This is a genomic window from Nostoc linckia z4 (assembly GCF_002608075.1).
In the GTDB taxonomy this organism is placed as follows: Bacteria; Cyanobacteriota; Cyanobacteriia; order Cyanobacteriales; family Nostocaceae; genus Nostoc; species Nostoc linckia.
The window spans coordinates 219,164-239,606 of the sequence record NZ_LAHA01000011.1 but is presented as its reverse complement, the minus strand read 5'-3'; the positions used below and the strand labels follow the sequence as shown (position 1 = coordinate 239,606).

Here is a 20,443-nt window from a genome sequence, read left to right as displayed (position 1 = left end):
CAACAGTCAACAGTCAACACTTTGGACATTTGACCGTGAACTCTGCATAGCAGGAAAAAATATGACACAGGTAGAATTTCCACCGAACACTCCACCAGAGGAAAAGAAATCGGAAACTCTGGCCATGGCCCACACCTCTCATCAACAGGCGTGGAAATGGCAAGACTATTTTACATTTAATATCGATCACAAGGTTATTGGTATTCAATACCTGGTGACGGCGTTTGTGTTTTACCTCATCGGCGGACTGATGGCGATGGCTATCCGCGTCGAATTAGCAACACCTGATGCAGATTTACTCGATCCCAATCTGTATAACGCTTTCATGACCAACCACGGGACAATTATGATTTTCCTGTGGATTGTGCCTAGCGCCATTGGGGGTTTTGGTAACTTCTTAGTACCGCTGATGGTTGGTGCTAGGGATATGGCTTTCCCGAAGCTAAATGCCATCGCCTTTTGGTTAAACCCACCAGCCGGATTACTGTTATTAGGTAGTTTTCTGTTTGGCGGTTCGCAATCGGGTTGGACAGCTTACCCTCCTTTGAGCTTGGTGACAGCACCCATCGCCCAAACCATGTGGATATTGGCGATCGTTTTGGTGGGAACTTCTTCAATTTTGGGTTCGCTGAACTTTACGATCACCATTTTGATGATGAAGGTTCCCAGCATGAAATGGGATCAAGTACCTTTGTTTTGCTGGGCAATCTTAGCAACCTCCATCCTCGCACTACTTTCCACACCTGTGTTAGCAGCAGGTTTAATTCTGCTATTGTTTGACCTCAACTTTGGTACTTCCTTTTTTAAACCAGATGCAGGCGGTAATGTAGTAATTTACCAACACTTATTCTGGTTTTATTCCCACCCGGCAGTATATTTAATGATTCTGCCCATCTTCGGTATTATGTCCGAAGTGATTCCAGTTCACGCCCGCAAGCCGATTTTTGGTTATAAAGCGATCGCTTATTCCAGTGTGGCAATTTGCGTCGTTGGTTTATTTGTCTGGGTACACCACATGTTTACCAGTGGTACACCCGGTTGGATGCGGATGTTCTTCACCATTTCCACCTTACTGGTTGCCGTTCCCACTGGCGTCAAGATTTTCGGCTGGGTTGCTACCCTCTGGGGCGGCAAAATTCGCTTCACCAGCGCGATGCTTTTCGCCATTGGCTTGTTGTCGATGTTTGTGATGGGCGGCTTAAGCGGCGTCACAATGGGCACAGCCCCCTTTGACGTTCACGTCCACGACACCTATTATGTAGTCGCGCACTTCCACTATGTTCTCTTTGGCGGTTCCGTGTTTGGCATTTACGCCGGTATTTATCACTGGTTCCCCAAAATGACCGGGCGGATGTTGAATGAAACCTGGGGACGCATTCACTTTTTCCTTACCTTCATCGGCACGAATTTAACTTTCCTACCGATGCATGAATTGGGTTTACAAGGAATGCCCCGCAGAGTCGCAATGTACGACCCCCAATTTATCGACCTCAATCAAATTTGTACCTTTGGTTCATTTGTTTTAGGGATATCAGTGATTCCCTTCACCATCAATATTATTCAAAGTTGGATTAAAGGACAGCCAGCAGGGGATAATCCTTGGAATGGTTTGACTTTGGAATGGACAACTACTTCGCCACCTGCCATTGAAAACTGGGAAGTGTTGCCAGTTGTGACTCATGGCCCTTATGACTACGGTAATGGTCATAGTCATGAAGTAGAACCAGCAGCGACACCGGAAGCTAGTGTTTAAGCTTTTGTGGTGAATTGAGGGTTGAAATTTAAACGCAAAGGGGCGCTGAGGTAAGCGCAGAGGTACGCAGAGTCATTTGAGAAGTTGGAGTTTCAAGCTTAGGGATTTGCAAATCAAAAAAAATTCAACTTTTCTTGTGGGGTGGGCGTCTCGCCCGCCTGTAAGGAGGGGCGGACAAGATGTTTATCTCACAAGATTGGGTAATTTATTTGTTGGTAATCCCTTAGAAGTGGAAGGTTCTCGTTTCAAACCGGAAGGTTCTCGTTTCAAACCGGAAGGTTCTCGTTTCAAACCAGAATGTTCTCGCTTCAAACTAGAAGGTTTTCGTTTCAAACCAGAATGTTCTCGTTTAGAACTTGGAACTCCAAGCTTAAAACTCGGAACTCCAGCTTTAAAACTCGCAACCCCTGATTTATTTCTGGGTGGGCTAGTTAAAAATCATGGAAGATATTAGCCCAATTCCCAGTCCCCAGTCCCCAATACTTTTTTGCCAACAAATCTATGACTATAGCGACAACAGAACATGAAAGTGCAGGACATCACGAGGAACATCCAGATTTAAGAGTTTGGGGACTGTTGACATTCCTCGTCTCTGAATCTCTAATGTTCGGAGGATTTTTTGCCACCTATTTGTTTTTCCGCAGCACTACGGCGGTTTGGCCGCCGGAAGGAACGGAAGTTGAGTTATTTGTGCCGACGATTAACACCATTATTCTGGTGTCTAGTAGTTTCGTGATTCACTTCGGTGATACAGCGATTAAAAAGAATAATGTCAAGGGAATGCAACTGTGGTACACAATTACTGCCATCATGGGAGCAATTTTCTTGATTGGTCAGGCTTATGAGTACGCAACTTTAGGATACGGCCTGACTACCAATGTGTTCGCCAACTGCTTTTATTTAATGACAGGCTTCCACGGTTTGCACGTATTTGTGGGACTGTTGTTAATTTTAGCTGTGTTGTGGCGATCGCGTATTCCCGGTCTATACACTGCCAAAAATCACACCTTCATCGAAATGGCAGAAATTTACTGGCACTTCGTAGACATTATTTGGATTGTGCTGTTCACTTTAGTGTACATTCTGACACTGTTTTAAATAGGGCATGGGGCATGGGGCAAAGGGCAAAGGTGAAAAGAAAGATCCCTCTCTTTTCCCTTTCCCCTTGGCGAAGCCATCTTCCTCATCTCCCCATCTCCCCACCTCCCCACCTCTCCATAATCCAATATGCAACTCAATACAAACAAATTCTCATGGTTTCAGGTTCCTGATGATGTCAAAAATTTATTAATTCTAGCTGCACAAAGTTGGGAAAATACATCAGAATCGGAAAAATATATTCAACAAGCCTTGGCTAAAACTGGTGACAATACAGATGTTTTAGTAGCAGCGTATAGATTTTTTTACTATAAAAATAATTATTCTCTCGCACTGCAAACAACAACGAAATTATTAGATAAAATTAAAGAACTAGAAAAATTCCCTGACGACTGGGAGCAACTTAAGCCCATATTAGTCAATCGCAAAGAAGATCCACAAATTCGATTGTACTTAAATGCTTATGCTGCTTCTGGATTAGTTCTAGCAAAGTTAGGAGCAATAGACCAAGCAAAAGAAATCAGCACTAGAGTCAAAGAGATAGACGAAAAGCATGATTTCGGAGCCGGAATTCTCCTGGATATTTTGACTCGTCCAGCAGAAGAGGATTAATTAATGTGTGGGGAGATGGGGAGATGGGGAGATGGGGCAGTGAAAATAACTCCTAACTCCTAACTCCTAACTCTTAACTCTTAATTCCCCAATGCCCTTTTCCAATCAAGGTGAACATTCATGAACAATTGGTTTTCTACTTCATCTTCGTCTTTTCCTCTTTTAGGAAATGCGAGTAATAATAATCCAATATTTCCTCCGATTTACATACCTACTACGCCAGCGATAGGTACTCTTCCCAATGTTTCGCCGATTATTATCATCCAATCTTCTCAGATGAGATTTTAAAAGTTATGCAAGGTAGGGATTGGCTATTAACGGGAGACGGTCGGTATCAAGCTTGTAAATCTGTGAGGGCATGGGATTTATTGAGAGATAATTACCGCGTTTATCGGTTTTTAACTGAGGTGGAAGATGTTCTCAATAATGTAGAAGATGAATCTAGTTGTTTGCCAGAAATTCGGATGCTCGTTAGGCGCTTGATCGTCAATTCCTACTGGGTGCGGAGTCAGTATTTAGAACCTTCTCCCAAAACTGGAACCTCTGTTTTACTCCTATACGATGAATTGGGTTTTCCGTTGACGGTGCAAACAGTAACATTTGCACCAGGAACCAAATCAACTATTCATAATCATGGAACGTGGGGAGTAGTGGCGGTGTTAAAAGGTGAGGAAAAAAATACTTTTTGGCAACGCACTCATAGTTCAGAATCTCAAGACAAAATTGAATATACGGGAGAAGTAACTCTGTTTCCAGGAGATATTATTAGCTTTACTCCCGATGCAATTCACTGTGTAGAAGCGTTAGGTGACGAACCTACTGTAACTTTTAACATTTACGGTGAAACCGATCCAAAAGAAAGATTTGAGTTTGACCCGGTTACCAATAACGCGAGGAAATTTTAAAAGAGAATTCTGAATCTAGAATTCAGAATTCAGAATCCCTTGTAGAGACGCGATGAATCGCGTCTTCTTCGCCCAAATTGCGAATTGATATCAGAGGTAGTAGCATGGCAAGAGTAATTTTTTATAGTAAACCAGGCTGTAAAGGTGGTACTAAGCAAAAAGTTTTGCTCACTGCTGCTGGTCATGAAGTGGTAGCATACGATTTGCTAACAGAACCTTGGACAGTTGAGAGGTTGCGTTCATTTTTTGGCGATCGCCCCGTTGCCGACTGGTTTAATCGTTCCTCTCCACGGGTAAAATCTGGTGAGATAGTTCCGGAAAAAATTGATGCTGACACTGCTGTAATACTAATGCTGAGAGATCCGCTGTTGATTCGCCGTCCTTTATTAGAAGTAGGCGATCGCCGTGAGGTAGGATTTGATGTTGAAAAGATTGATGCTTGGATTGGCTTGAAGCCTGTGGATGAATCTTTCCGAGAAATGAGCGAAAATCTCATGAGTCAGGATTTACAAGGCTGCGCCCACAATGCTAAGCACGGTCATCACCATCATCACGAACAAGGTGGTTGTAAGCATCATGGTGAAGAACAGCAAAAGCAAGGTAGTTGTAGTCATTAGACCTCTTGCTTTCATTGCTTTTTGCAAGAGATGGGAAAAGGGGTGCATCTTTATTGGGGAAAGGGCAAAGGGGAAAGGGGAAAGGTTTTAAATCCCTTACCCTTTACCCCTTTACCTTTCCCCAGTCCTCACAAGCGCATTTTTGAGTTGTCAGACTACTAGCCTTTATTATTTTTAACGGGCGGTGGCTGTTTCTAAGGATAAATCTTGAAACATGGGGGTGCTGAGGTAGCGTTCGCCGAAGGAAGGTTGAATCATCACGATTAATTTATCGGCGTTTTCTTTGCGTTTACCTACTTGAATTGCAGCACACAAGGCTGCACCAGAGGAGATTCCAGATAATAGGCCTTCTTCTTTTGCTAAGCGTCGCCCAAATGCGATCGCCTGATCGTCGCTGACTCTAATTACTTCGTCAATCAATTCTAGACGAAGAACATCTGGAACAAATCCGGCTCCAATGCCTTGAATTCTATGGGGGCCTGGTTCACCACCTGAGAGAACTGGGCTGTTGCTGGGTTCAACTGCGATCGCTTGAAAACTCGGTTTGCGGCTTTTAATTACCTCTGCAATCCCAGTAATCGTCCCACCAGTACCTACTCCCGCAATCAGAATATCTACCTGTCCGTCTGTGTCAGCCCAAATTTCTTCAGCGGTGGTTTCGCGGTGAATTTTGGGGTTGGCAGGGTTGCGGAATTGTTGCAGCATATAAGCATTGGGGGTATTAGCTACAATTTCTTCGGCTTTTCTGATTGCTCCTCGCATTCCCTCAGCACCCGGTGTCAACTCTAAAGATGCCCCATAAGCTCTGAGCATAGCCCTTCGTTCGCTGCTCATGGTTTCTGGCATTGTCAAAATTAAATTGTAGCCCCGCGCAGCTGCCACCATTGCTAAAGCAATTCCTGTGTTACCAGAGGTAGGCTCTACTAAAATGGTTTTTCCTGGCTGAATGAAACCCTCTGCTTCTGCCGCGAGTACCATATTTAAGCCAATACGGTCTTTCACTGAAGCCGCTGGGTTCATACCTTCGAGTTTGACAACTATTCTTGCTAAGACTCCCTCGGCTTGGGGAATTTTGTTCAGTTCAACTAAAGGAGTTCGTCCGATGAGTTCTGTTACGTCTTTAGCAATCCGCATTATTTAACTCCTAAAATCCTAAATCCTAGTGCAAAGTATCTATTTATAACAATAAGCTTTTGTGTATTGGTTTTGTAGTTTAGTGCAAGTGAGTGTATATGCTATGTATTTTAACTAAAACACACAATATATAAGTTTCAGAAGAACTTTTCCAAGATGTTTAGTCAAGATAATTCAGTTTGTTATGAAAATATAAATTAATCTCAAAAATTTTAATTGTTTTTTTGATTGATTGAGTTTATCCTTATCAACAGACATTAATCTTTTGTTTTGAGTACAAATTTAATTCACTCAAAATGTCAAAAAAAAAGCCTGAAATCCTTATCTACATTGCTTTACCATTGAGTACTCCACACACCAGCACCCCACCTCGAAAATACTAGAACCCCATCCCAAAAACACTAGCACCCATACCCCAATGAATTTTTAAAATTACCATCAGGCAATCGTTACAGGCGTTGAGTACTATTTTAATGAATTTAATAATCTTAACGAGGCTGGGATAAACTATTTTATGGGAAGGTGGCTGATATAAATCGTATAGGATTTACGCAGAGATTCCCCTCTACCCCCCAACATTCCTAAGCGAAAGCTTAGCGAACTAGGGGGGACTTCTTAATCTCTTCTTTGAGAGGAAGATAAAAACACATTCCAGGATATGAGGGTGTTATTTCTCAGTAAAAATTCCTATTTTTTGTGAAAAGTTTGGTAGTTTCTCAATGGTTAATGGTCAGCGATAATTAGACAAATAACTGACAATTAATAATTATAAAATTACCTTCTACACATATTTTAGCATCAGAATTGTTTGAAAAGTAGAAATATAACAGATTACAGGTAAACAAGATACAAACTTTAAAAACAAAGTCATAATCTCAAGAGACTTTTAATTCTGTTCCCTGTTCCCTGTTCCCTGCTTGATAAAGATATTTTCTTACTGGGTGCATACTACCTAGCAAGGGAGAGCCAAAATGAAAGCCAAATTTTTAAACTTTCTTACAGTTTGTGTAGTTACTTTAGCGGTGCTTTCTCCAGAACTAGTAGTATTTGGCATTATTTGGGAGCGACATATTGAGTTATTAGAATCACAGAATAAGACATGTGAAGTGAGTAAAACTGATGTAGCTACCCAAACAAAAAATATACCATTACCTCAGACTAAAGTACAAACTTCTGAGCCAAATCTAGTTAATAAAATGCTAACTGTTACTGAGCAATATAAACTTGGCACAATCCTACAATGGTTCTTCGTGTTAACCCCCATTTGTGTTGGGTTAGCTATTATCTTTTATGACAGATATCTTGTTTATCGCGCTGCTGTTTTAAAAGAACAAGTTGAAATGTTGGAAAGACTGTGGCAGCAAAGTATTGAACAGTAGTTTGGGCATTATTAGATTTATGTAAATATTTCTAATTCTCTGGCAAAGCTTCAATTTTTTCCCTTCCAATCTAGAAAATTATCATGACAGAACAACGCCAAAACTTGTATTTTAACCTAATCGATGAATTACTAAGATGCCCTAATGGTCAAGAACCAGAAATTTTAGAAACTCAGCCAGAATTAATAGATGCTGGTTTAGTAGAAACAATGCTACAAGTAGCAACGATGTTCGCCCATGAAGGCAATCAAGATGGTGCAAAATTTTTATTTTTTGTAGCCCGCGAACTAGCGAAACAATTAGGTTTATATCCTGAAGTTCCCAACTCGGAAGTTGCTAATAAGGAGTAAAAATGCTGTTGACTTCAACTGATGCCGGACAAATAGCTTTAGAGCTACTTATGGCAGATTGGAACATTTCAGAAGAAAATAGAGAGTGGTTTACAATCTTTAACTCTCGTCTCATGGGCGAGAGTTGGTACATTGTAGAACTAGGTGTAGAAGGATTTCCCGATCGCTGGTTTATTCAAGTGTATGACAATGGAGTTTGCGATCCAAACTATACCTTTATTTCACCAATTCATGGCTCTGAAGGATTTACAGATTTAGTAAATCTGCCGGATATTGTCGCTGAAGTTTTAGTTTGCGAACGCAATGCCAGATAATAACAATTAAAAATTAAAAAGAAGAATTCAGAATTCAGAATTCAGAATCCAGAATTCAACAATCAGAATTAAAAAGAGGTGTACCACATCGGTATATCTCTTTTTGTTTAATATGCAACAAAATTTAGAATTTAGCACCCAGAAAATTGAAGCCGCGTTAGTATACCGGAGGCTAACGCACATCAATAAATACTCATCACAAAACACAACCTAAATTATGAATTCTGAGTTCTGAATTCTGAATTCTGAATTCTCATTTAATATTTTTTTCCATTACATAACGTAAATTGTCATATTTAATTGACAAGATTATGTTATATTAAATTAGAGTGACCGACGCTACAGAAATATCAGTTGAAATGATTGCTGAAGACATCTTAGCTAAAGAATTCACAAGAGTCGTCAACCACTACTATCCCAAAGTTGGAGAATTACTAGACGGGTGTTATGTGAAAGTGATTACCTGTTTTTGGGGACGACCTGCAAGACGTTTGCAATATATAGGAATTTATTGCTCAGATCAAATGATTCCTTATGTGCAAGCTCAAAAAGAAATACTGCGAGAAGTAGCAGACAACATGGGTCTAGTGCAAGTAGTTTGCATCAATAGCAAGCGATTATTACGCGACCCAATGTCGAAACTCAAAGAAAATAATCCACGCCTATGGTTAGAGTTGCAGTGGGTTGCTACTTAACAGAAGTTGACGCTCTGACAAGGGAGAGATTTGAATCACAAGTGATTAGTTGGACATGAAATCAGAATTTACTAGGAGTCCAATACGATATTCTAACTCCTGAATTCTGACTCCTGACTCCTCAATTCTGAATTCTGACTAGACTACTAAAACAGCCAGCACACACGGTGGGTAAAAAGTATCAACGCAAGTAATGAAAACTGGAATTTTCTGCAATTACGACAATCATCACCAAAATGCTCATCGTGCCATTTTTGAGCAAGTAACGCTGATAAAACAGGCAGAAAGCTTAGGTTTTGAAGAAGCCTGGGTGAGCGAACATCATTTTAGTGAATCCAATCTTAGCCCATCTATGTTAGTGTTAATGGCACACTTGGCGGGATTGACTTCAAGTATCAAATTAGGCACGGCGGCGGTGTTATTGCCATTTCATAACCCAATTCGGGTAGCAGAGGACATCGCCACTTTAGATAACTTGTGCAATGGACGATTATTATTTGGAGTTGCGAAAGGAGGGCCTTTCCCTCAACAAAATAAGCATTTTGCAACGCCAACTAATGAATCGCGTCCGAAAATGTTAGAGGCAATGGCATTGATTGAAAAGCTTTTATATGAAACTAACGTATCATTTAACGGGCAATATTATCAATGCGATCGCCTAACAATTTATCCCAAACCATTGCAACAAAAAATTCCCGTCTACGTTGCCACTGGTGGTGATGATGGTATTGAGTTTGCCGCCAAACATTCCTTCAGTTTGATGGGTGGCCCGCCGTTTTCCCTACAGAGATTAAAAAGTACCATTGCCAAATATCAAGCGTTAAATGCTAGGGGTGCAGAAAATTTTGTGCTGGCACGCTTTTTTTATGTTGGCAAAACTAATGATGAGGCAGTGAGTGAAGCGTTACCTTTCATTCGCAAATTCAGCCAAAAAATGAAAGCTAATTCGGCCGAAGTCATGCAAAATAGTGCGAATCCCAACCAAAAAGCATTCGATCGCACTAACATTTGTTTCGATGAAGATTATTTGATTGAGAATTCAATTATTGGTGATGTGGAGACTTGTCGAGACAAAATCAAGAAATTTCAGGACGAATTAAACTTAGGTACGTTAGCACTCAAACCCTCATCTTTAGATGTGCAAAAAAACCTAGAGAGTTTGACGCGCTACAACCAAGAGGTGCGAAATTATGTCTTCTAAATTACACCTGCTACCTCCCGATGATTTGCCTCCAACTGAGGTGACAAGGGAGGATGGAATGTTGCAGATGGAATTAGAACAGTCCGTAGGCAAATGCTTTTATTTAGCCTGCGATCGCATTACGCGAGTACTGTTATCTAATTGTCAGTGGTATCTGACAACAAACGCTAACATTCTCACATTAATTATTGATTGTCCTGACATAGTATCCTACTGGCATATTGTTAGCAATATTCCCCAGTTAGGTAATCGCTTAGAGAGGTTTTCTACTAACGCCAAAATTCGCGTTTATCCACCATTTGGTAAAGGAATGCCCTTTGAAATTGGTGTCAATGAAATCTCTGCTTATCGAGATTGGCTTTAGGTCAATAGACCTCTTGCAATCAATTGCTTTTTGCACTCTTGTGGGAAAAGGTTAAAGGGGAAAGGGAAAATAACAAACCTTTCCCCCTTTTCCCGACTTTTGTAAGAAGTCTAATAAACATCATATTGTCTCACACCCTGTACTCTTAGAGTGCAGGGTGTTGCTATTTTAAAATAATTATTTACTTTGATATTTTGACCTTTCCAAGTTATAAAATTTTTTTGTGCGTCTACTTTCTTTATAACTGGCTTATGTCCAAACCTGCTGACATCAGTACTAAACGCCTAATTAGTCTTGCACCCGATAATTGGGTAAAATGGGTAACACAAATACCCGACGTTATCGTAGGCGAAATTCTCAATTCAGAATTTCAATGGCTGAGTAGACAAAGCGATGTACTTATCCGTGTGGAAAATCCGCAGTATGGCAAGTTTCTTGTTATCAATGAATTACAACTGCGTTATAAACCTGAAATGCCACGACGGATGCGTGCTTATACAGCACTGGCTGAAGAAAAATATAATTTACCTACCTATCCAGTATTAATTAACATTCTTAAAGGAACTAACGCAGAAATACCGACAACATATACATCAAATTTCGCAGGCTTGAAAGCAACTCAAGATTATCGAGTAATTAACCTTTGGGAAGTTGATGTAAATACTGTATTTGATACACCATTACCATCCTTACTTCCCTTTGTACCCATCCTCAAAGGTGGCGAAAACGAAGTTATAATTCGAGAAGCTTTACAAGTTCTCCGTGGCGACGAACAACTAAATCAATTAGAAACGGTTTTGGCGTTTTTTGCTACGTTTGTAATAGAAAGTGCCCTAGTCCAAGAAATCATGAGGTGGGATATGACAGTCTTACGTGAGTCGCCTTGGTATCAAGAAATTTTACGTGAAGGAGAAGCGCGAGGAGAAGCGCGGGGAGAAGCACGCGGAGAAGCGCGGGGACGACGAGAGGAATTATATTCAGGTATTGAATTAGCACTGGAAATTAAATTTGGGAATACTGGCTTAGATTTAATGCCAATGATTTACCAAATTACAGATTTACAGCGATTAAAAGAAATTCAGCAGGCTATTAAAACCGTGAGTACAGTGGAAGAATTACAGCGAATTTGTGAGTAATTTGCTAGTGAACAACACTGGCGGCTATTTTTGTAGTTTCATCAAAAGTGTGTAGCCCCAGTTGACAAATTTGCGAATTTTTCAGTCAGCCATTTATACCAATTATCTAACCCCGCCCCAGTAGTTGCAGAAATTTGAAAAATTTGAACTTTCGGATTAACTTGCTTGGCGTATTTTATGCACTTTTGCACATCAAATTCTACGTAAGGTAGCAAATCAATTTTTGTGAGAATCATGATGTCACTAGCGCGGAACATGTGAGGATATTTTATCGGCTTATCTTCGCCTTCCGTGACGGAGAGAATTACGACTTTAGCAAATTCTCCCAAATCAAATAAAGCTGGACAAACTAAATTTCCCACATTTTCAATCATCACAACGGAATTTAGTGGTGGATTTAGTTGTTGCAAACCCCTGTCTATCATTGATGCATCTAAATGACAGCCTGTTCCGGTGTTTATTTGGATGACTTTACAACCTGTTTCTTGAATTTTTTGAGCATCATTAGTAGTTTCTTGGTCGCCTTCAATGACACTAATAGATAGCTGATGTTTTAAATCATTGATGGTGCGAGTTAAAAGAGTTGTTTTCCCAGCGCCAGGAGAACTCATTAAATTTAAAGCGAGAATATTGCGACCTTTAAACCAGCCACGATTTTGGGCTGCAATTAAATTATTTTTTGCTAATATATCTTGTTCTAATGAGATAGTTGTGCCATGTATTTTAGCATGAATTTGAGATGCTTCTGTGTGAGTATCGTGACTGTGGGAATGAGTAATCACAGTGCCATCAGCTAAAGTATGAGTGTGAGTATGGTGATGATTGTGTTCGGTTTCACTTACTTCTAAATTTGTAATTTTGCTTTCGCCGTCATCAGAACAACCGCAGGTTACACACATAATTCCTCTATTTCGATTTCTTTAATTTTAAGTTCTTCACCAGATATTAAATCTAATTCCACGCTACCGCAGTTACAGATACCAAATGGTTTATCTAGATAAATTTCTGCATTGCATTGGCGACATTTCGCTAAACCAGGAATTTCCAAAATTTCTAATGTCGCCCCTTCTAAAACTGTACCTTGAGTACAAATATCAAAACAAAATCGAATAGCATCGGGCATAATAGCTGAAAGTTTGCCAATTTCTAAGGAAACTCGTTGTACTTTTGCACCTTTGGCGTGTTCGGCTACAATTGCTACGATATTTTGGGTAATTCCTAGTTCATGCATATAAAAAAGTATCTTAAATATTAACAAATTCGTGGTAACTGGTCGCCTACTAACATATCAACAATACGTTCAGCACCAAAAATTGTTTTTAACAATACAATACCTGGGTGTGAAGTTATTACTTCTCCAATCACACAAGCATCTTTTCCTGCTGGATGGGATTTCATAGCTGATACAATAGATTCAGCATATTCTTTTTTTGCCACTACAACTAACTTACCTTCATTAGCTAAATAAAATGGATCTAAACCTAAAATTTCGCAAAAACCTTTGACTTCTTCACGCACTGGAATAGATTCTTCATAAAGGCGAATGCCTACATTTGAAGTGGTAGCAAATTCATTTAAAACTGTAACTAAACCTCCACGTGTTGCATCCCGCATTGCATGAATTTGGGGACAGATATTGAGGATATGTTGTACTAAATCATGCAAGGGTTGACAGTCACTTTTAATATTAGTTTCTAAAGCTAATTCTCCACGGGCAATTAAAATTGCTGCCCCATGATTACCTAATTCACCATTAATAATTACAGCATCTCCTGGTTGAATATTGTGGGCAGAGATGTTAATTCCTCTTGGAATGATCCCAATACCAGCAGTATTAATAAATAGTTTATCAGCAGCGCCACGATGTACAACTTTTGTGTCGCCGGTGACAATTTGAACGCCAGATTTTATTGCGGCTGCTTTCATACTAGTTGCAACACGTCGCAATGTTTCTACTGGTAATCCTTCTTCTAAAATAACGCTACAAGTTAGATATAAAGGTTTAGCGCCGCTGACGGCTAAATCATTAATTGTGCCGTTGATGGCTAATTCTCCGATATCGCTACCGGGAAAAAATAAAGGATCTACAGTATATGAATCTGTGGTAAAAGCGAGTCTATCTCCTTGTTGTAAAAGTGGGGCTAAATTGAAGGTTGCTTGGTCTTCTAATTGGGAGAGAATTGGGTTATTAAAGGTATTAACAAAGATGTCATCAATTAAATCGCGCATGGCTTTACCACCGCTACCATGTGCGAGGGTTATGTGAGTGTCTTGGATTTTATGGCGATGGGGGAAAAGATTCATGTTAAAGTGGGTGATTTTTTAAACGCAAAGTAACGCAAAGGAAAGCGCAGAGGTTCGCAGAGGATTTGTCTGAGGTGTTAGTCTAGAGAGAAGCCACAGGCGGGGAGAGGTTCTTGGGTGATGGTTACTTTTGGTTTTTCAGCTATTAATTTTTTAGACATTGTAGAGAGGCGTCCATATTTGTAATAGGCTGCACAAGCACCTTCAGAAGATACCATACAAGTACCAATTGGTGTTTCAGGAGTGCAGGCTGTACCAAATACTTTGCATTCCCAAGGTTTTAATATTCCTTTGAGAATTTCTCCACATTTACATGCTTTATGGTCGGGTACTTTGAGGTTAGGAATGGTAAATTTAAGTTCGGCATCAAATTGAGCGTATTCAGGTTGAATTTTTAATCCTGAATCAGGAATATTGCCCAAACCACGCCACTCGAAAGTATCTCTTACAGCAAATACTTTGTTGATGGCTTGGAGTGCTACTTTATTGCCGGCTTTTTGGACAATTCGATTATATTGGTTTTCAACTTGGCAACGATTTTCTACTAGCTGTTGCAACAGCATCCAAATTGATTGGAGAATATCTAATGGTTCAAATCCGGAGACAACAATTGGCTTATGATATTGTTGGGAAATAAATTCATAAGGGTCAGTACCAATTACCATGCTGACATGGCCAGGCCCGACAAATCCATCGAGTTGTAAATCAGGGTTATCTAATAATGCTTTGAGGGCGGGAATCACAAGAACGTGATTGCAAAACATACTGAAGTTAGCAATTCCTTCAGCTGCGGCTTGCAAAATGGTGAAGGCGGTACTGGGGGCGGTGGTTTCAAAACCTAAGGCGAAGAAAACTATTTGTTTGTTGGGGTTATCTTTGGCAATTTGCAGGCTATCTAGGGGAGAATACACCATCCGAATGTCTGCGCCTTGTGCCCTGGCTTGGAGTAAACTTGTTTTGGAACCAGGAACTCGCATGGCATCGCCAAATGTGGTGAAGATGACGTTAGAATTTTGAGAGATAGCGATCGCATCATCTAACCTCCCCTTTGGCATCACGCATACTGGACAACCAGGCCCGTGAATTAATTCAATGCGATCGGGTAAAATTTCTTCAATGCCATATTTAAATATAGAGTGAGTATGCCCCCCACATACTTCCATAATTTTGAGAGGTTTTTCTATTTCTTCGCACAATTTTGCAATTTCCCGACGTAAAGCTGAAGCTTTTTCTTTTTCACGGAATTCATCAACATATTTCATAGGAATAGAACCATAGTTTTTTGAAAGGAAACACAAACAAGGCAAAAGATTATTAGACTTATTGTCAAAATTCTCTCTTTCCTCTCTGCGCCTCTGCGCCTCTGCGTGAAAAAAATTCTTCCCCTCAATTACTAATCTCCACCTGTGCTGCTGCTAACTCTTTCAACAACTCTAACGTTTCTGCTGCTTCTTGTTCGTTAATTCGATTCATCGCAAAGCCAACATGCACTAACACCCAATCTCCAATACAAGCTTCAGGTGGATGTTCTTCATCAACGATACAAGCAATATTTACTTGTCGCTTCACCCCACCAACATCAACAATTGCTAACTTATGATTAACATTGGTAATTTCGATAATTTGCCCAGGAATTCCTAAACACATTTTTATCTTCTTCGCGCCTTTGCGTGAGTAAATTTATCCTATTAATTGTGCTGCTGTAATCACTGCTTGCCCTAAAGATAACCCACCATCATTTGCTGGAACTAAACTGTGAGTCAATACTTTTATACCCAACATTTCTAATGCTTGACTAATTAGCTCTAACAATACACAATTTTGAAATACTCCTCCTGTTAAAACAACCTGATGAATTACATTTTTTTGACACAGACGTTTCACCATCACAACAATTATATGAGCTAAACTTTTGTGAAATTTAGCAGCTATAACTTCTTTAGGAATCTGTTGCTGCAAGTCATCAAGTAAACCTTGCCACATTGGACGCGGGTCTATACAATAAATACTATCTAAAAAGCTAAATTCAAAAGGATATATTAGCATTTCTTTATCATTATTTAAGCTGTTAACATTGACTAGAGCTTCCATTGCGATCGCTGCTTGTCCTTCATAGCTACATTCATCTCTATAAATACCGATAGCCGCCGCCACCGCATCGAACAATCTCCCTACTGAAGACGCTGGAGGAGAGTTAATTCTTTTCTCAATCAGTTGATTAAGTAATTTGATTGGCTTATTTTTCAGAAATTTAATTATTTCTAAATCGGCATATTTTTCTTCACATTCATTCCAGAGATTAGCAGTCATTAATTGGGCATAAGTATTGCGCCACGGCTGATATATTGCTTGTTCGCCACCAATCATTGCCACTGGTTGAAATGTTGCAAGTCTCTGGAATTTGCAATAATCTGCTAACAAAAATTCTCCACCCCACAGATTACCATCTTCGCCATAACCCAAACCATCTAAAGCAATACCTAATACTGGAGGCGAATCTAGAGGAATATTATTTTCCGCCATACAAGCGGCAATGTGGGCGTGATGATGTTGAATTGCATTAATTTTAATTTGATTTTTATCAGCAATTTCTTTACCAATTTTACTGGAAAGATATTCAGGATGTTTATCAATGGCAATTACTTCTGGTTTGTGTTCAAATAAATTAAAGTATAAATTCAAAGCTTTTTGATATCCGTCAAAAGCCGCACCATTTTCTAAATCTCCCAGATGTTGCGAAAGAATTGCTTCTTTTCCTCGCAACAAACAAAAGGTATTTTTTAACTCACTACCCATTGCTAAAATTGGCGACACATTTTCAAATCCAGGCGGTAAATTAATCCCTGCTGGTGCGTATCCTCTTGCACGCCGAATTGTTTGCACTTTATCGCCAACAACCCGTACCACCGAATCATCTACCCGATTAATAATGTCTCGATTATGAAAAAGAAAATAATCAACTATTGTCCCTAATTTTTCTCTGGCTTCGTCATTATCAATACATTGCGGTTCATCACTAATATTGCCACTAGTTAAAACAATTGGACGATTCATCCGCCGTAAAATTAAATGATGTAACGGCGTATAAGGTAACATAAAACCAAGACGATTTTGCCCCGGTGCAACCGAAATAGCAATCTGACAATTCTGAGAAACATTTTTCCCCGCGTCCCCGCGTCCCGGCGTCCCCGCGTCCCTTTCCAGTCCCTTTTTCTCCAATAAAACAATCGGTGCAGCAGGACTTTTTAATAATTCTTTTTCCTTAGGGTTTACAGTACAATATTGTTCAATTACTTCAATATCTCGTGCCATTAAAGCAAAAGGTTTATGATAACGTCTTTTACGATATCGCAATTTTTCTACAACAGCTTCTTGAGTTGCATCACAAGCTAAATGAAAACCACCCAAACCTTTAATTGCGACAATTTCACCTCTTTGTAATAGGGTACAAACCGCATCAACATCATCTAACATCGAGAACATAGAAGCAGTAACCGCTTTTCCATCAGCGCGTTCTAACCAAGCTGAAGCACCGCAAGTATGACAAGCTACAGGTTGGGCGTGAAAACGGCGATTTTCGACATCATTGTATTCCTTTGCACATTCCGAACACATGACAAACGCAGACATACTGGTATTGCATCTGTCATAGGGAATGGCACGAATAATACTCAGGCGAGGGCCACAATGAGTACAGTTAGTAAAAGGGTAACGGTAAAAGCGGCTAAAAGGATCGAAAATTTCTTTTTGACATTCTTGACAAGTTGCTGCATCAGGAGCAATTTCTGTTTTAATTGCAGTATTGACGCTACTAGAAATCACGAAATTATCAGCATTCAAATCACCTGTGTAAGGAGTTCTGATAAGTTGATTAATTTTTGCCAACGGCGGACATTCTGTTTGTAATTTAGTAACAAATTCTGTTATCGCTTCTTCACTACCAGATACGCGAATTAAAACACCTCCGCCATCATTACAAACATCTCCACCCAAACCGCAAATTTTAGCCAGACGATATACAGTAGGACGAAATCCCACTCCTTGAACAATACCACGAACTCTAATTTCTTCAGCCACCATATAAATCTGACTTTTAAAAATTACGAATTATTAATTATCAAATTGCCACAGCAAAATTCGATTATTTCCAGAATCAGCTATAACTCCCGTTTTGCCAGAAATTTTTATGCCGTAACACCAATTTAAACTATCTCGTTTTGGTAATCCAAAATCACGATTTTCACTTTTACTTTGAAAACTAATTTGTCCGGTAATGGCATCTGCTGTTGCACCTTGCAGTGATAAAATTGACTCTGGCTTTCTCCATCCTAACAATCGAGAATTTGCAGTATCCGCAACTACTAACCACTCTCCAGCTACACCGACACCATAAGGCATACTCAAACTACTAGCATTAGGATAATAAACCCCTTGATTCATTTCCACACAATCAAAGTTTTTTTGCCCTAAAACCACTGCACAAGGAGTATTATTTTCTGTTGGTATTCCTTGCCAAATCATGACGCGGTTATTCCCCGCGTCGCTGACAACTAAATTTTCTCCCCAAAAAGTAATATCATGACACCAACGCATACTCGCTGCGGTGGGAGAACCGCCGTTGTTTTCATTGCGAGATATCATATCTGGCTGTCCCAAAACTATATCAGCAGGTTGGCCGTTTTCTGTGGGTAATTGCTGCCAAATTAATATCCTGCGATTTCCTGTATCAGCAACAAATAACCATCCTTGATGATAGAAAACACCATAAGGCCAGTGCATTGTACTGGCAGATGCTTGTTGACTTCCTCTATTTGGTTCGTTGTCGATAAAATTACCTTGTCCTAATACTAAATCCGCTGGTACATTGCTATCTTCTGGTAAATTTTTCCAAATTAAAATTCGATGGTTCCAAGCATCTGCTACAGCTAAACCTTTGCCGCAACTACAAATTCCAGTTGGTACGTTTAAAGTAGTTCTTCCAATTGCACCTTTAGCATTTTGTCCTTCATGATAAAAGTCAGGTTGCCCAATTACCCAATCAGCTGGTTGACTATCTTTAGTCGGTAAATTCCGCCATCCCAATAATCGATGATGTCCTGTATCTGACACCCATAATGTCCCATTTGCGAACAAACAAGCGCCACGGGGCCCAAACATTGTAGTCGGACTTGGCGCTACAGGTATTACTAATTGTTCTGCTTGAATAATATTCCCTAAAATTACCTCTGCACCCTGAGATGAAAAAGGTAGCTTTTGAAGAGTTTTTGTTGCTTCTGGCGGTAATTGTGATATGGGATGAATTATAATTGGGATATCCATGAACCGCAAATAAAGGCTGATAAATATTTAAAAACATTAATGTTTAACAGCATGTAACAACAGTAACATTTTGATATTTCTGATATAAAATAATCAACAAACTTATTGTCCAATTTTTTCTTTTCGTCCTCTTTTCTGGGCCTTTATCTTGAAAAGTTATGATTGCGGCGGGCTGCGCCAATGGAGGAAACCTTTGCTCATACTTTTCACTGCGCTTCTGGGTGAGACAAAAAAATATTGTAGCCTAATACGGTTCGGTTAAAGGGGAAAGAGGAAAGGTTTCAAATACATCATTTACCCTTTAAACTTTTCCCAGACTACAAGGAAAGTTTATACTGCTTATCCCAACCGTATTGTATTGTAGCCGATCAATTTTTATTCAAATTTTTGCAATCTTACAAAAATATTATCACCTTTGATTTTCACTGGATATGACTGAAGTGAAATATCCGGTACAATCAAACATTTCCCTGTCTCTAAATTATACTCAAATCCGTGGAAAGGGCAAGTAATAATACCATTTTCAACTTTACCATCTTCTAAAGGATTTCCTAGATGAGCGCAAGCATTACGATAACATTTAAACGTAACACCTTGGCGATATAAAATTAGCGAAGTACCAGCAAGTTGTACTGCTAACACACCCAATTCGGGAACTTGTTCGATAGTTGCTACTTTTACCCAACTAGAAGTTAACTGCGAAGAAAATGGACTGATAAAACTAGAAATTTTAGTGTTAATACTAGAGTTTTGATTGACAGCAACAACATTGGTAATTTCAGGACAATGGTTTTTAATTGCTTGTTCTACTCCCTGAGATAAGGTTAGAGTAGAAGCCGGACAACTGCTGCAAGTTCCTATTAACTTAACTTCTACTGTATCTGGTGGTTTAATTGCCACTAATTCTATGTCTCCGTTATGACTTTTTAAACCTGGGCGAACTTCTTCAAAGGCGGTTTGAATGCGTTGTTCTAGTGATGCTTTTGGTGGTTTAACTAATTCGTGATAAAGCAACACTGCATATACTACTTCATCGCAAGCAGCATGACGTAAAGCCGGCATTGACTCTTCTTTTAAACTTTTAATCAAATTAGTCAATGCTACTTTGTGCAAAGCTTCAATTGCTCTTTTTAAGCCTACTGCTACACACCTTTGGCTTTCATCCCACTCGGATATAATTGCCTCAAAGCGGTTAATTTCCTGAACTAATTCTTCAAGGTTAGACATAGAATATGGGCATGGGGCATTGATTATTTACAAAT

At 39.6% G+C, this 20,443-nt stretch carries 23 protein-coding genes; 13 read left to right on the top strand and 10 right to left on the bottom strand.

All coding sequences use genetic code 11. The features are described 5' to 3' along the window. The first annotated feature begins 61 nt into the window (after nucleotides 1-61). From ctaD to VF06_RS12160, 3 genes are all read left to right on the top strand, one after another. Nucleotides 62-1,753 carry a cytochrome c oxidase subunit I gene (gene ctaD / locus VF06_RS12170; protein WP_099066385.1) on the top strand — a complete coding sequence of 564 codons (1,692 nt, stop codon included), beginning with the start codon at nucleotides 62-64 and terminating at the stop codon, nucleotides 1,751-1,753. Nucleotides 1,754-1,859: 106 nt separating this feature from the next. Further along, nucleotides 1,860-2,207, top strand: a complete 348-nt coding sequence (locus VF06_RS12165) for a hypothetical protein (RefSeq protein ID WP_099066386.1) — start codon at nucleotides 1,860-1,862, stop codon at nucleotides 2,205-2,207. A gap of 47 nt (nucleotides 2,208-2,254) precedes the next feature. Beyond that, nucleotides 2,255-2,851: a cytochrome c oxidase subunit 3 gene (locus VF06_RS12160; protein ID WP_099066387.1), complete on the top strand. Its 597-nt coding sequence runs from the start codon at nucleotides 2,255-2,257 to the stop codon at nucleotides 2,849-2,851. Here the strand turns inward: VF06_RS12160 and VF06_RS42595 are convergent. After that, the gene (locus tag VF06_RS42595; RefSeq protein WP_257207471.1) at nucleotides 2,825-2,956 is read right to left on the bottom strand and encodes a hypothetical protein; all 132 of its coding nucleotides are present in this window, start codon (nucleotides 2,954-2,956) and stop codon (nucleotides 2,825-2,827) included. The genes VF06_RS12160 and VF06_RS42595 overlap by 27 nt on opposite strands. 24 nt (nucleotides 2,957-2,980) lie before the next feature. Between VF06_RS42595 and VF06_RS12155 the strand changes: the two genes are divergently transcribed. The 3 genes from VF06_RS12155 (at nucleotide 2,981) to VF06_RS12145 (ending at nucleotide 4,985) form a co-directional block, all read left to right on the top strand. Continuing rightward, complete coding sequence (locus VF06_RS12155) at nucleotides 2,981-3,463, top strand: hypothetical protein (protein WP_099066388.1); 483 nt, start codon at nucleotides 2,981-2,983, stop codon at nucleotides 3,461-3,463. Nucleotides 3,464-3,756: 293 nt separating this feature from the next. Then, nucleotides 3,757-4,368: a cysteine dioxygenase family protein gene (locus VF06_RS12150; protein WP_099066389.1), complete on the top strand. Its 612-nt coding sequence runs from the start codon at nucleotides 3,757-3,759 to the stop codon at nucleotides 4,366-4,368. 104 nt (nucleotides 4,369-4,472) lie between these two features. Next, complete coding sequence (locus tag VF06_RS12145; RefSeq protein WP_099066390.1) at nucleotides 4,473-4,985, top strand: ArsC/Spx/MgsR family protein; 513 nt, start codon at nucleotides 4,473-4,475, stop codon at nucleotides 4,983-4,985. 174 nt (nucleotides 4,986-5,159) lie between these two features. On the opposite strand, the gene cysK is transcribed toward VF06_RS12145, so the two are convergent. Continuing rightward, nucleotides 5,160-6,119 (bottom strand): cysteine synthase A, encoded by a 960-nt coding sequence (gene cysK, locus VF06_RS12140; RefSeq protein WP_099066391.1) that lies wholly within the window; start codon nucleotides 6,117-6,119, stop codon nucleotides 5,160-5,162. Nucleotides 6,120-7,090: 971 nt separating this feature from the next. Here cysK and VF06_RS12135 point away from each other — a divergent pair. The 7 genes from VF06_RS12135 (at nucleotide 7,091) to VF06_RS12105 (ending at nucleotide 11,558) form a co-directional block, all read left to right on the top strand. Beyond that, nucleotides 7,091-7,498, top strand: coding sequence for a hypothetical protein (locus tag VF06_RS12135; protein WP_099066392.1), 408 nt, complete (start codon nucleotides 7,091-7,093; stop codon nucleotides 7,496-7,498). A gap of 83 nt (nucleotides 7,499-7,581) precedes the next feature. Next, complete coding sequence (locus VF06_RS12130; RefSeq protein WP_099066393.1) at nucleotides 7,582-7,848, top strand: hypothetical protein; 267 nt, start codon at nucleotides 7,582-7,584, stop codon at nucleotides 7,846-7,848. 2 nt (nucleotides 7,849-7,850) lie between these two features. After that, the gene (locus VF06_RS12125) at nucleotides 7,851-8,162 is read left to right on the top strand and encodes a hypothetical protein (protein WP_099066394.1); all 312 of its coding nucleotides are present in this window, start codon (nucleotides 7,851-7,853) and stop codon (nucleotides 8,160-8,162) included. A 359-nt stretch (nucleotides 8,163-8,521) separates the two neighbouring features. Next, complete coding sequence (locus tag VF06_RS12120) at nucleotides 8,522-8,857, top strand: hypothetical protein (protein WP_099066475.1); 336 nt, start codon at nucleotides 8,522-8,524, stop codon at nucleotides 8,855-8,857. Between the two features lie 193 nt (nucleotides 8,858-9,050). After that, nucleotides 9,051-10,058, top strand: a complete 1,008-nt coding sequence (locus VF06_RS12115; RefSeq protein WP_099066395.1) for an LLM class flavin-dependent oxidoreductase — start codon at nucleotides 9,051-9,053, stop codon at nucleotides 10,056-10,058. Further along, a complete protein-coding gene (locus tag VF06_RS12110; RefSeq protein WP_099066396.1) occupies nucleotides 10,048-10,422 on the top strand; it encodes a hypothetical protein in 375 nt (124 codons plus the stop codon). The genes VF06_RS12115 and VF06_RS12110 overlap by 11 nt, the downstream gene beginning before the upstream one ends. 251 nt (nucleotides 10,423-10,673) lie before the next feature. Next, complete coding sequence (locus VF06_RS12105) at nucleotides 10,674-11,558, top strand: RpnC/YadD family protein (protein ID WP_099066397.1); 885 nt, start codon at nucleotides 10,674-10,676, stop codon at nucleotides 11,556-11,558. A 41-nt stretch (nucleotides 11,559-11,599) separates the two neighbouring features. Here VF06_RS12105 and hypB read toward each other — a convergent pair whose 3' ends face one another. The 8 genes from hypB to VF06_RS12065 form a co-directional block, all read right to left on the bottom strand. After that, the gene (gene hypB, locus VF06_RS12100) at nucleotides 11,600-12,457 is read right to left on the bottom strand and encodes a hydrogenase nickel incorporation protein HypB (RefSeq protein WP_099066398.1); all 858 of its coding nucleotides are present in this window, start codon (nucleotides 12,455-12,457) and stop codon (nucleotides 11,600-11,602) included. Then, a complete protein-coding gene (hypA, locus tag VF06_RS12095; protein ID WP_099066399.1) occupies nucleotides 12,448-12,789 on the bottom strand; it encodes a hydrogenase maturation nickel metallochaperone HypA in 342 nt (113 codons plus the stop codon). Before hypA ends, hypB begins: the two co-directional genes overlap by 10 nt. A 20-nt stretch (nucleotides 12,790-12,809) precedes the next feature. Then, nucleotides 12,810-13,862: a hydrogenase expression/formation protein HypE gene (gene hypE, locus VF06_RS12090; protein ID WP_099066400.1), complete on the bottom strand. Its 1,053-nt coding sequence runs from the start codon at nucleotides 13,860-13,862 to the stop codon at nucleotides 12,810-12,812. Between the two features lie 77 nt (nucleotides 13,863-13,939). Beyond that, nucleotides 13,940-15,124, bottom strand: a complete 1,185-nt coding sequence (gene hypD, locus VF06_RS12085) for a hydrogenase formation protein HypD (RefSeq protein WP_099066401.1) — start codon at nucleotides 15,122-15,124, stop codon at nucleotides 13,940-13,942. A gap of 124 nt (nucleotides 15,125-15,248) precedes the next feature. After that, complete coding sequence (locus VF06_RS12080; RefSeq protein WP_099066402.1) at nucleotides 15,249-15,509, bottom strand: HypC/HybG/HupF family hydrogenase formation chaperone; 261 nt, start codon at nucleotides 15,507-15,509, stop codon at nucleotides 15,249-15,251. Nucleotides 15,510-15,542: 33 nt separating this feature from the next. Next, the gene (gene hypF, locus VF06_RS12075) at nucleotides 15,543-17,942 is read right to left on the bottom strand and encodes a carbamoyltransferase HypF (protein WP_099066403.1); all 2,400 of its coding nucleotides are present in this window, start codon (nucleotides 17,940-17,942) and stop codon (nucleotides 15,543-15,545) included. Between the two features lie 30 nt (nucleotides 17,943-17,972). Next, nucleotides 17,973-19,181, bottom strand: coding sequence for an NHL repeat-containing protein (locus VF06_RS12070; RefSeq protein ID WP_143861662.1), 1,209 nt, complete (start codon nucleotides 19,179-19,181; stop codon nucleotides 17,973-17,975). 375 nt (nucleotides 19,182-19,556) lie between these two features. Further along, a complete protein-coding gene (locus VF06_RS12065) occupies nucleotides 19,557-20,408 on the bottom strand; it encodes a NifU family protein (RefSeq protein WP_099066404.1) in 852 nt (283 codons plus the stop codon). Nucleotides 20,409-20,443 lie beyond the last annotated feature (35 nt).

What these genes read in the sequence shown, in the direction of transcription:
- ctaD (WP_099066385.1), top strand. Translation starts at nt 62, where the DNA reads ATGACACAGGTAGAATTTCCACCGAACACTCCACCAGAGGAAAAGAAA.
- VF06_RS12160 (WP_099066387.1), top strand. Translation starts at nt 2,255, where the DNA reads ATGACTATAGCGACAACAGAACATGAAAGTGCAGGACATCACGAGGAA.
- VF06_RS12155 (WP_099066388.1), top strand. Translation starts at nt 2,981, where the DNA reads ATGCAACTCAATACAAACAAATTCTCATGGTTTCAGGTTCCTGATGAT.
- VF06_RS12150 (WP_099066389.1), top strand. Translation starts at nt 3,757, where the DNA reads ATGCAAGGTAGGGATTGGCTATTAACGGGAGACGGTCGGTATCAAGCT.
- VF06_RS12145 (WP_099066390.1), top strand. Translation starts at nt 4,473, where the DNA reads ATGGCAAGAGTAATTTTTTATAGTAAACCAGGCTGTAAAGGTGGTACT.
- cysK (WP_099066391.1), bottom strand. Translation starts at nt 6,119, where the DNA reads ATGCGGATTGCTAAAGACGTAACAGAACTCATCGGACGAACTCCTTTA.
- VF06_RS12135 (WP_099066392.1), top strand. Translation starts at nt 7,091, where the DNA reads ATGAAAGCCAAATTTTTAAACTTTCTTACAGTTTGTGTAGTTACTTTA.
- VF06_RS12130 (WP_099066393.1), top strand. Translation starts at nt 7,582, where the DNA reads ATGACAGAACAACGCCAAAACTTGTATTTTAACCTAATCGATGAATTA.
- VF06_RS12125 (WP_099066394.1), top strand. Translation starts at nt 7,851, where the DNA reads ATGCTGTTGACTTCAACTGATGCCGGACAAATAGCTTTAGAGCTACTT.
- VF06_RS12120 (WP_099066475.1), top strand. Translation starts at nt 8,522, where the DNA reads ATGATTGCTGAAGACATCTTAGCTAAAGAATTCACAAGAGTCGTCAAC.
- VF06_RS12115 (WP_099066395.1), top strand. Translation starts at nt 9,051, where the DNA reads ATGAAAACTGGAATTTTCTGCAATTACGACAATCATCACCAAAATGCT.
- VF06_RS12110 (WP_099066396.1), top strand. Translation starts at nt 10,048, where the DNA reads ATGTCTTCTAAATTACACCTGCTACCTCCCGATGATTTGCCTCCAACT.
- VF06_RS12105 (WP_099066397.1), top strand. Translation starts at nt 10,674, where the DNA reads ATGTCCAAACCTGCTGACATCAGTACTAAACGCCTAATTAGTCTTGCA.
- hypB (WP_099066398.1), bottom strand. Translation starts at nt 12,457, where the DNA reads ATGTGTGTAACCTGCGGTTGTTCTGATGACGGCGAAAGCAAAATTACA.
- hypA (WP_099066399.1), bottom strand. Translation starts at nt 12,789, where the DNA reads ATGCATGAACTAGGAATTACCCAAAATATCGTAGCAATTGTAGCCGAA.
- hypE (WP_099066400.1), bottom strand. Translation starts at nt 13,862, where the DNA reads ATGAATCTTTTCCCCCATCGCCATAAAATCCAAGACACTCACATAACC.
- hypD (WP_099066401.1), bottom strand. Translation starts at nt 15,124, where the DNA reads ATGAAATATGTTGATGAATTCCGTGAAAAAGAAAAAGCTTCAGCTTTA.
- VF06_RS12080 (WP_099066402.1), bottom strand. Translation starts at nt 15,509, where the DNA reads ATGTGTTTAGGAATTCCTGGGCAAATTATCGAAATTACCAATGTTAAT.
- hypF (WP_099066403.1), bottom strand. Translation starts at nt 17,942, where the DNA reads ATGGTGGCTGAAGAAATTAGAGTTCGTGGTATTGTTCAAGGAGTGGGA.
- VF06_RS12070 (WP_143861662.1), bottom strand. Translation starts at nt 19,181, where the DNA reads ATGGATATCCCAATTATAATTCATCCCATATCACAATTACCGCCAGAA.
- VF06_RS12065 (WP_099066404.1), bottom strand. Translation starts at nt 20,408, where the DNA reads ATGTCTAACCTTGAAGAATTAGTTCAGGAAATTAACCGCTTTGAGGCA.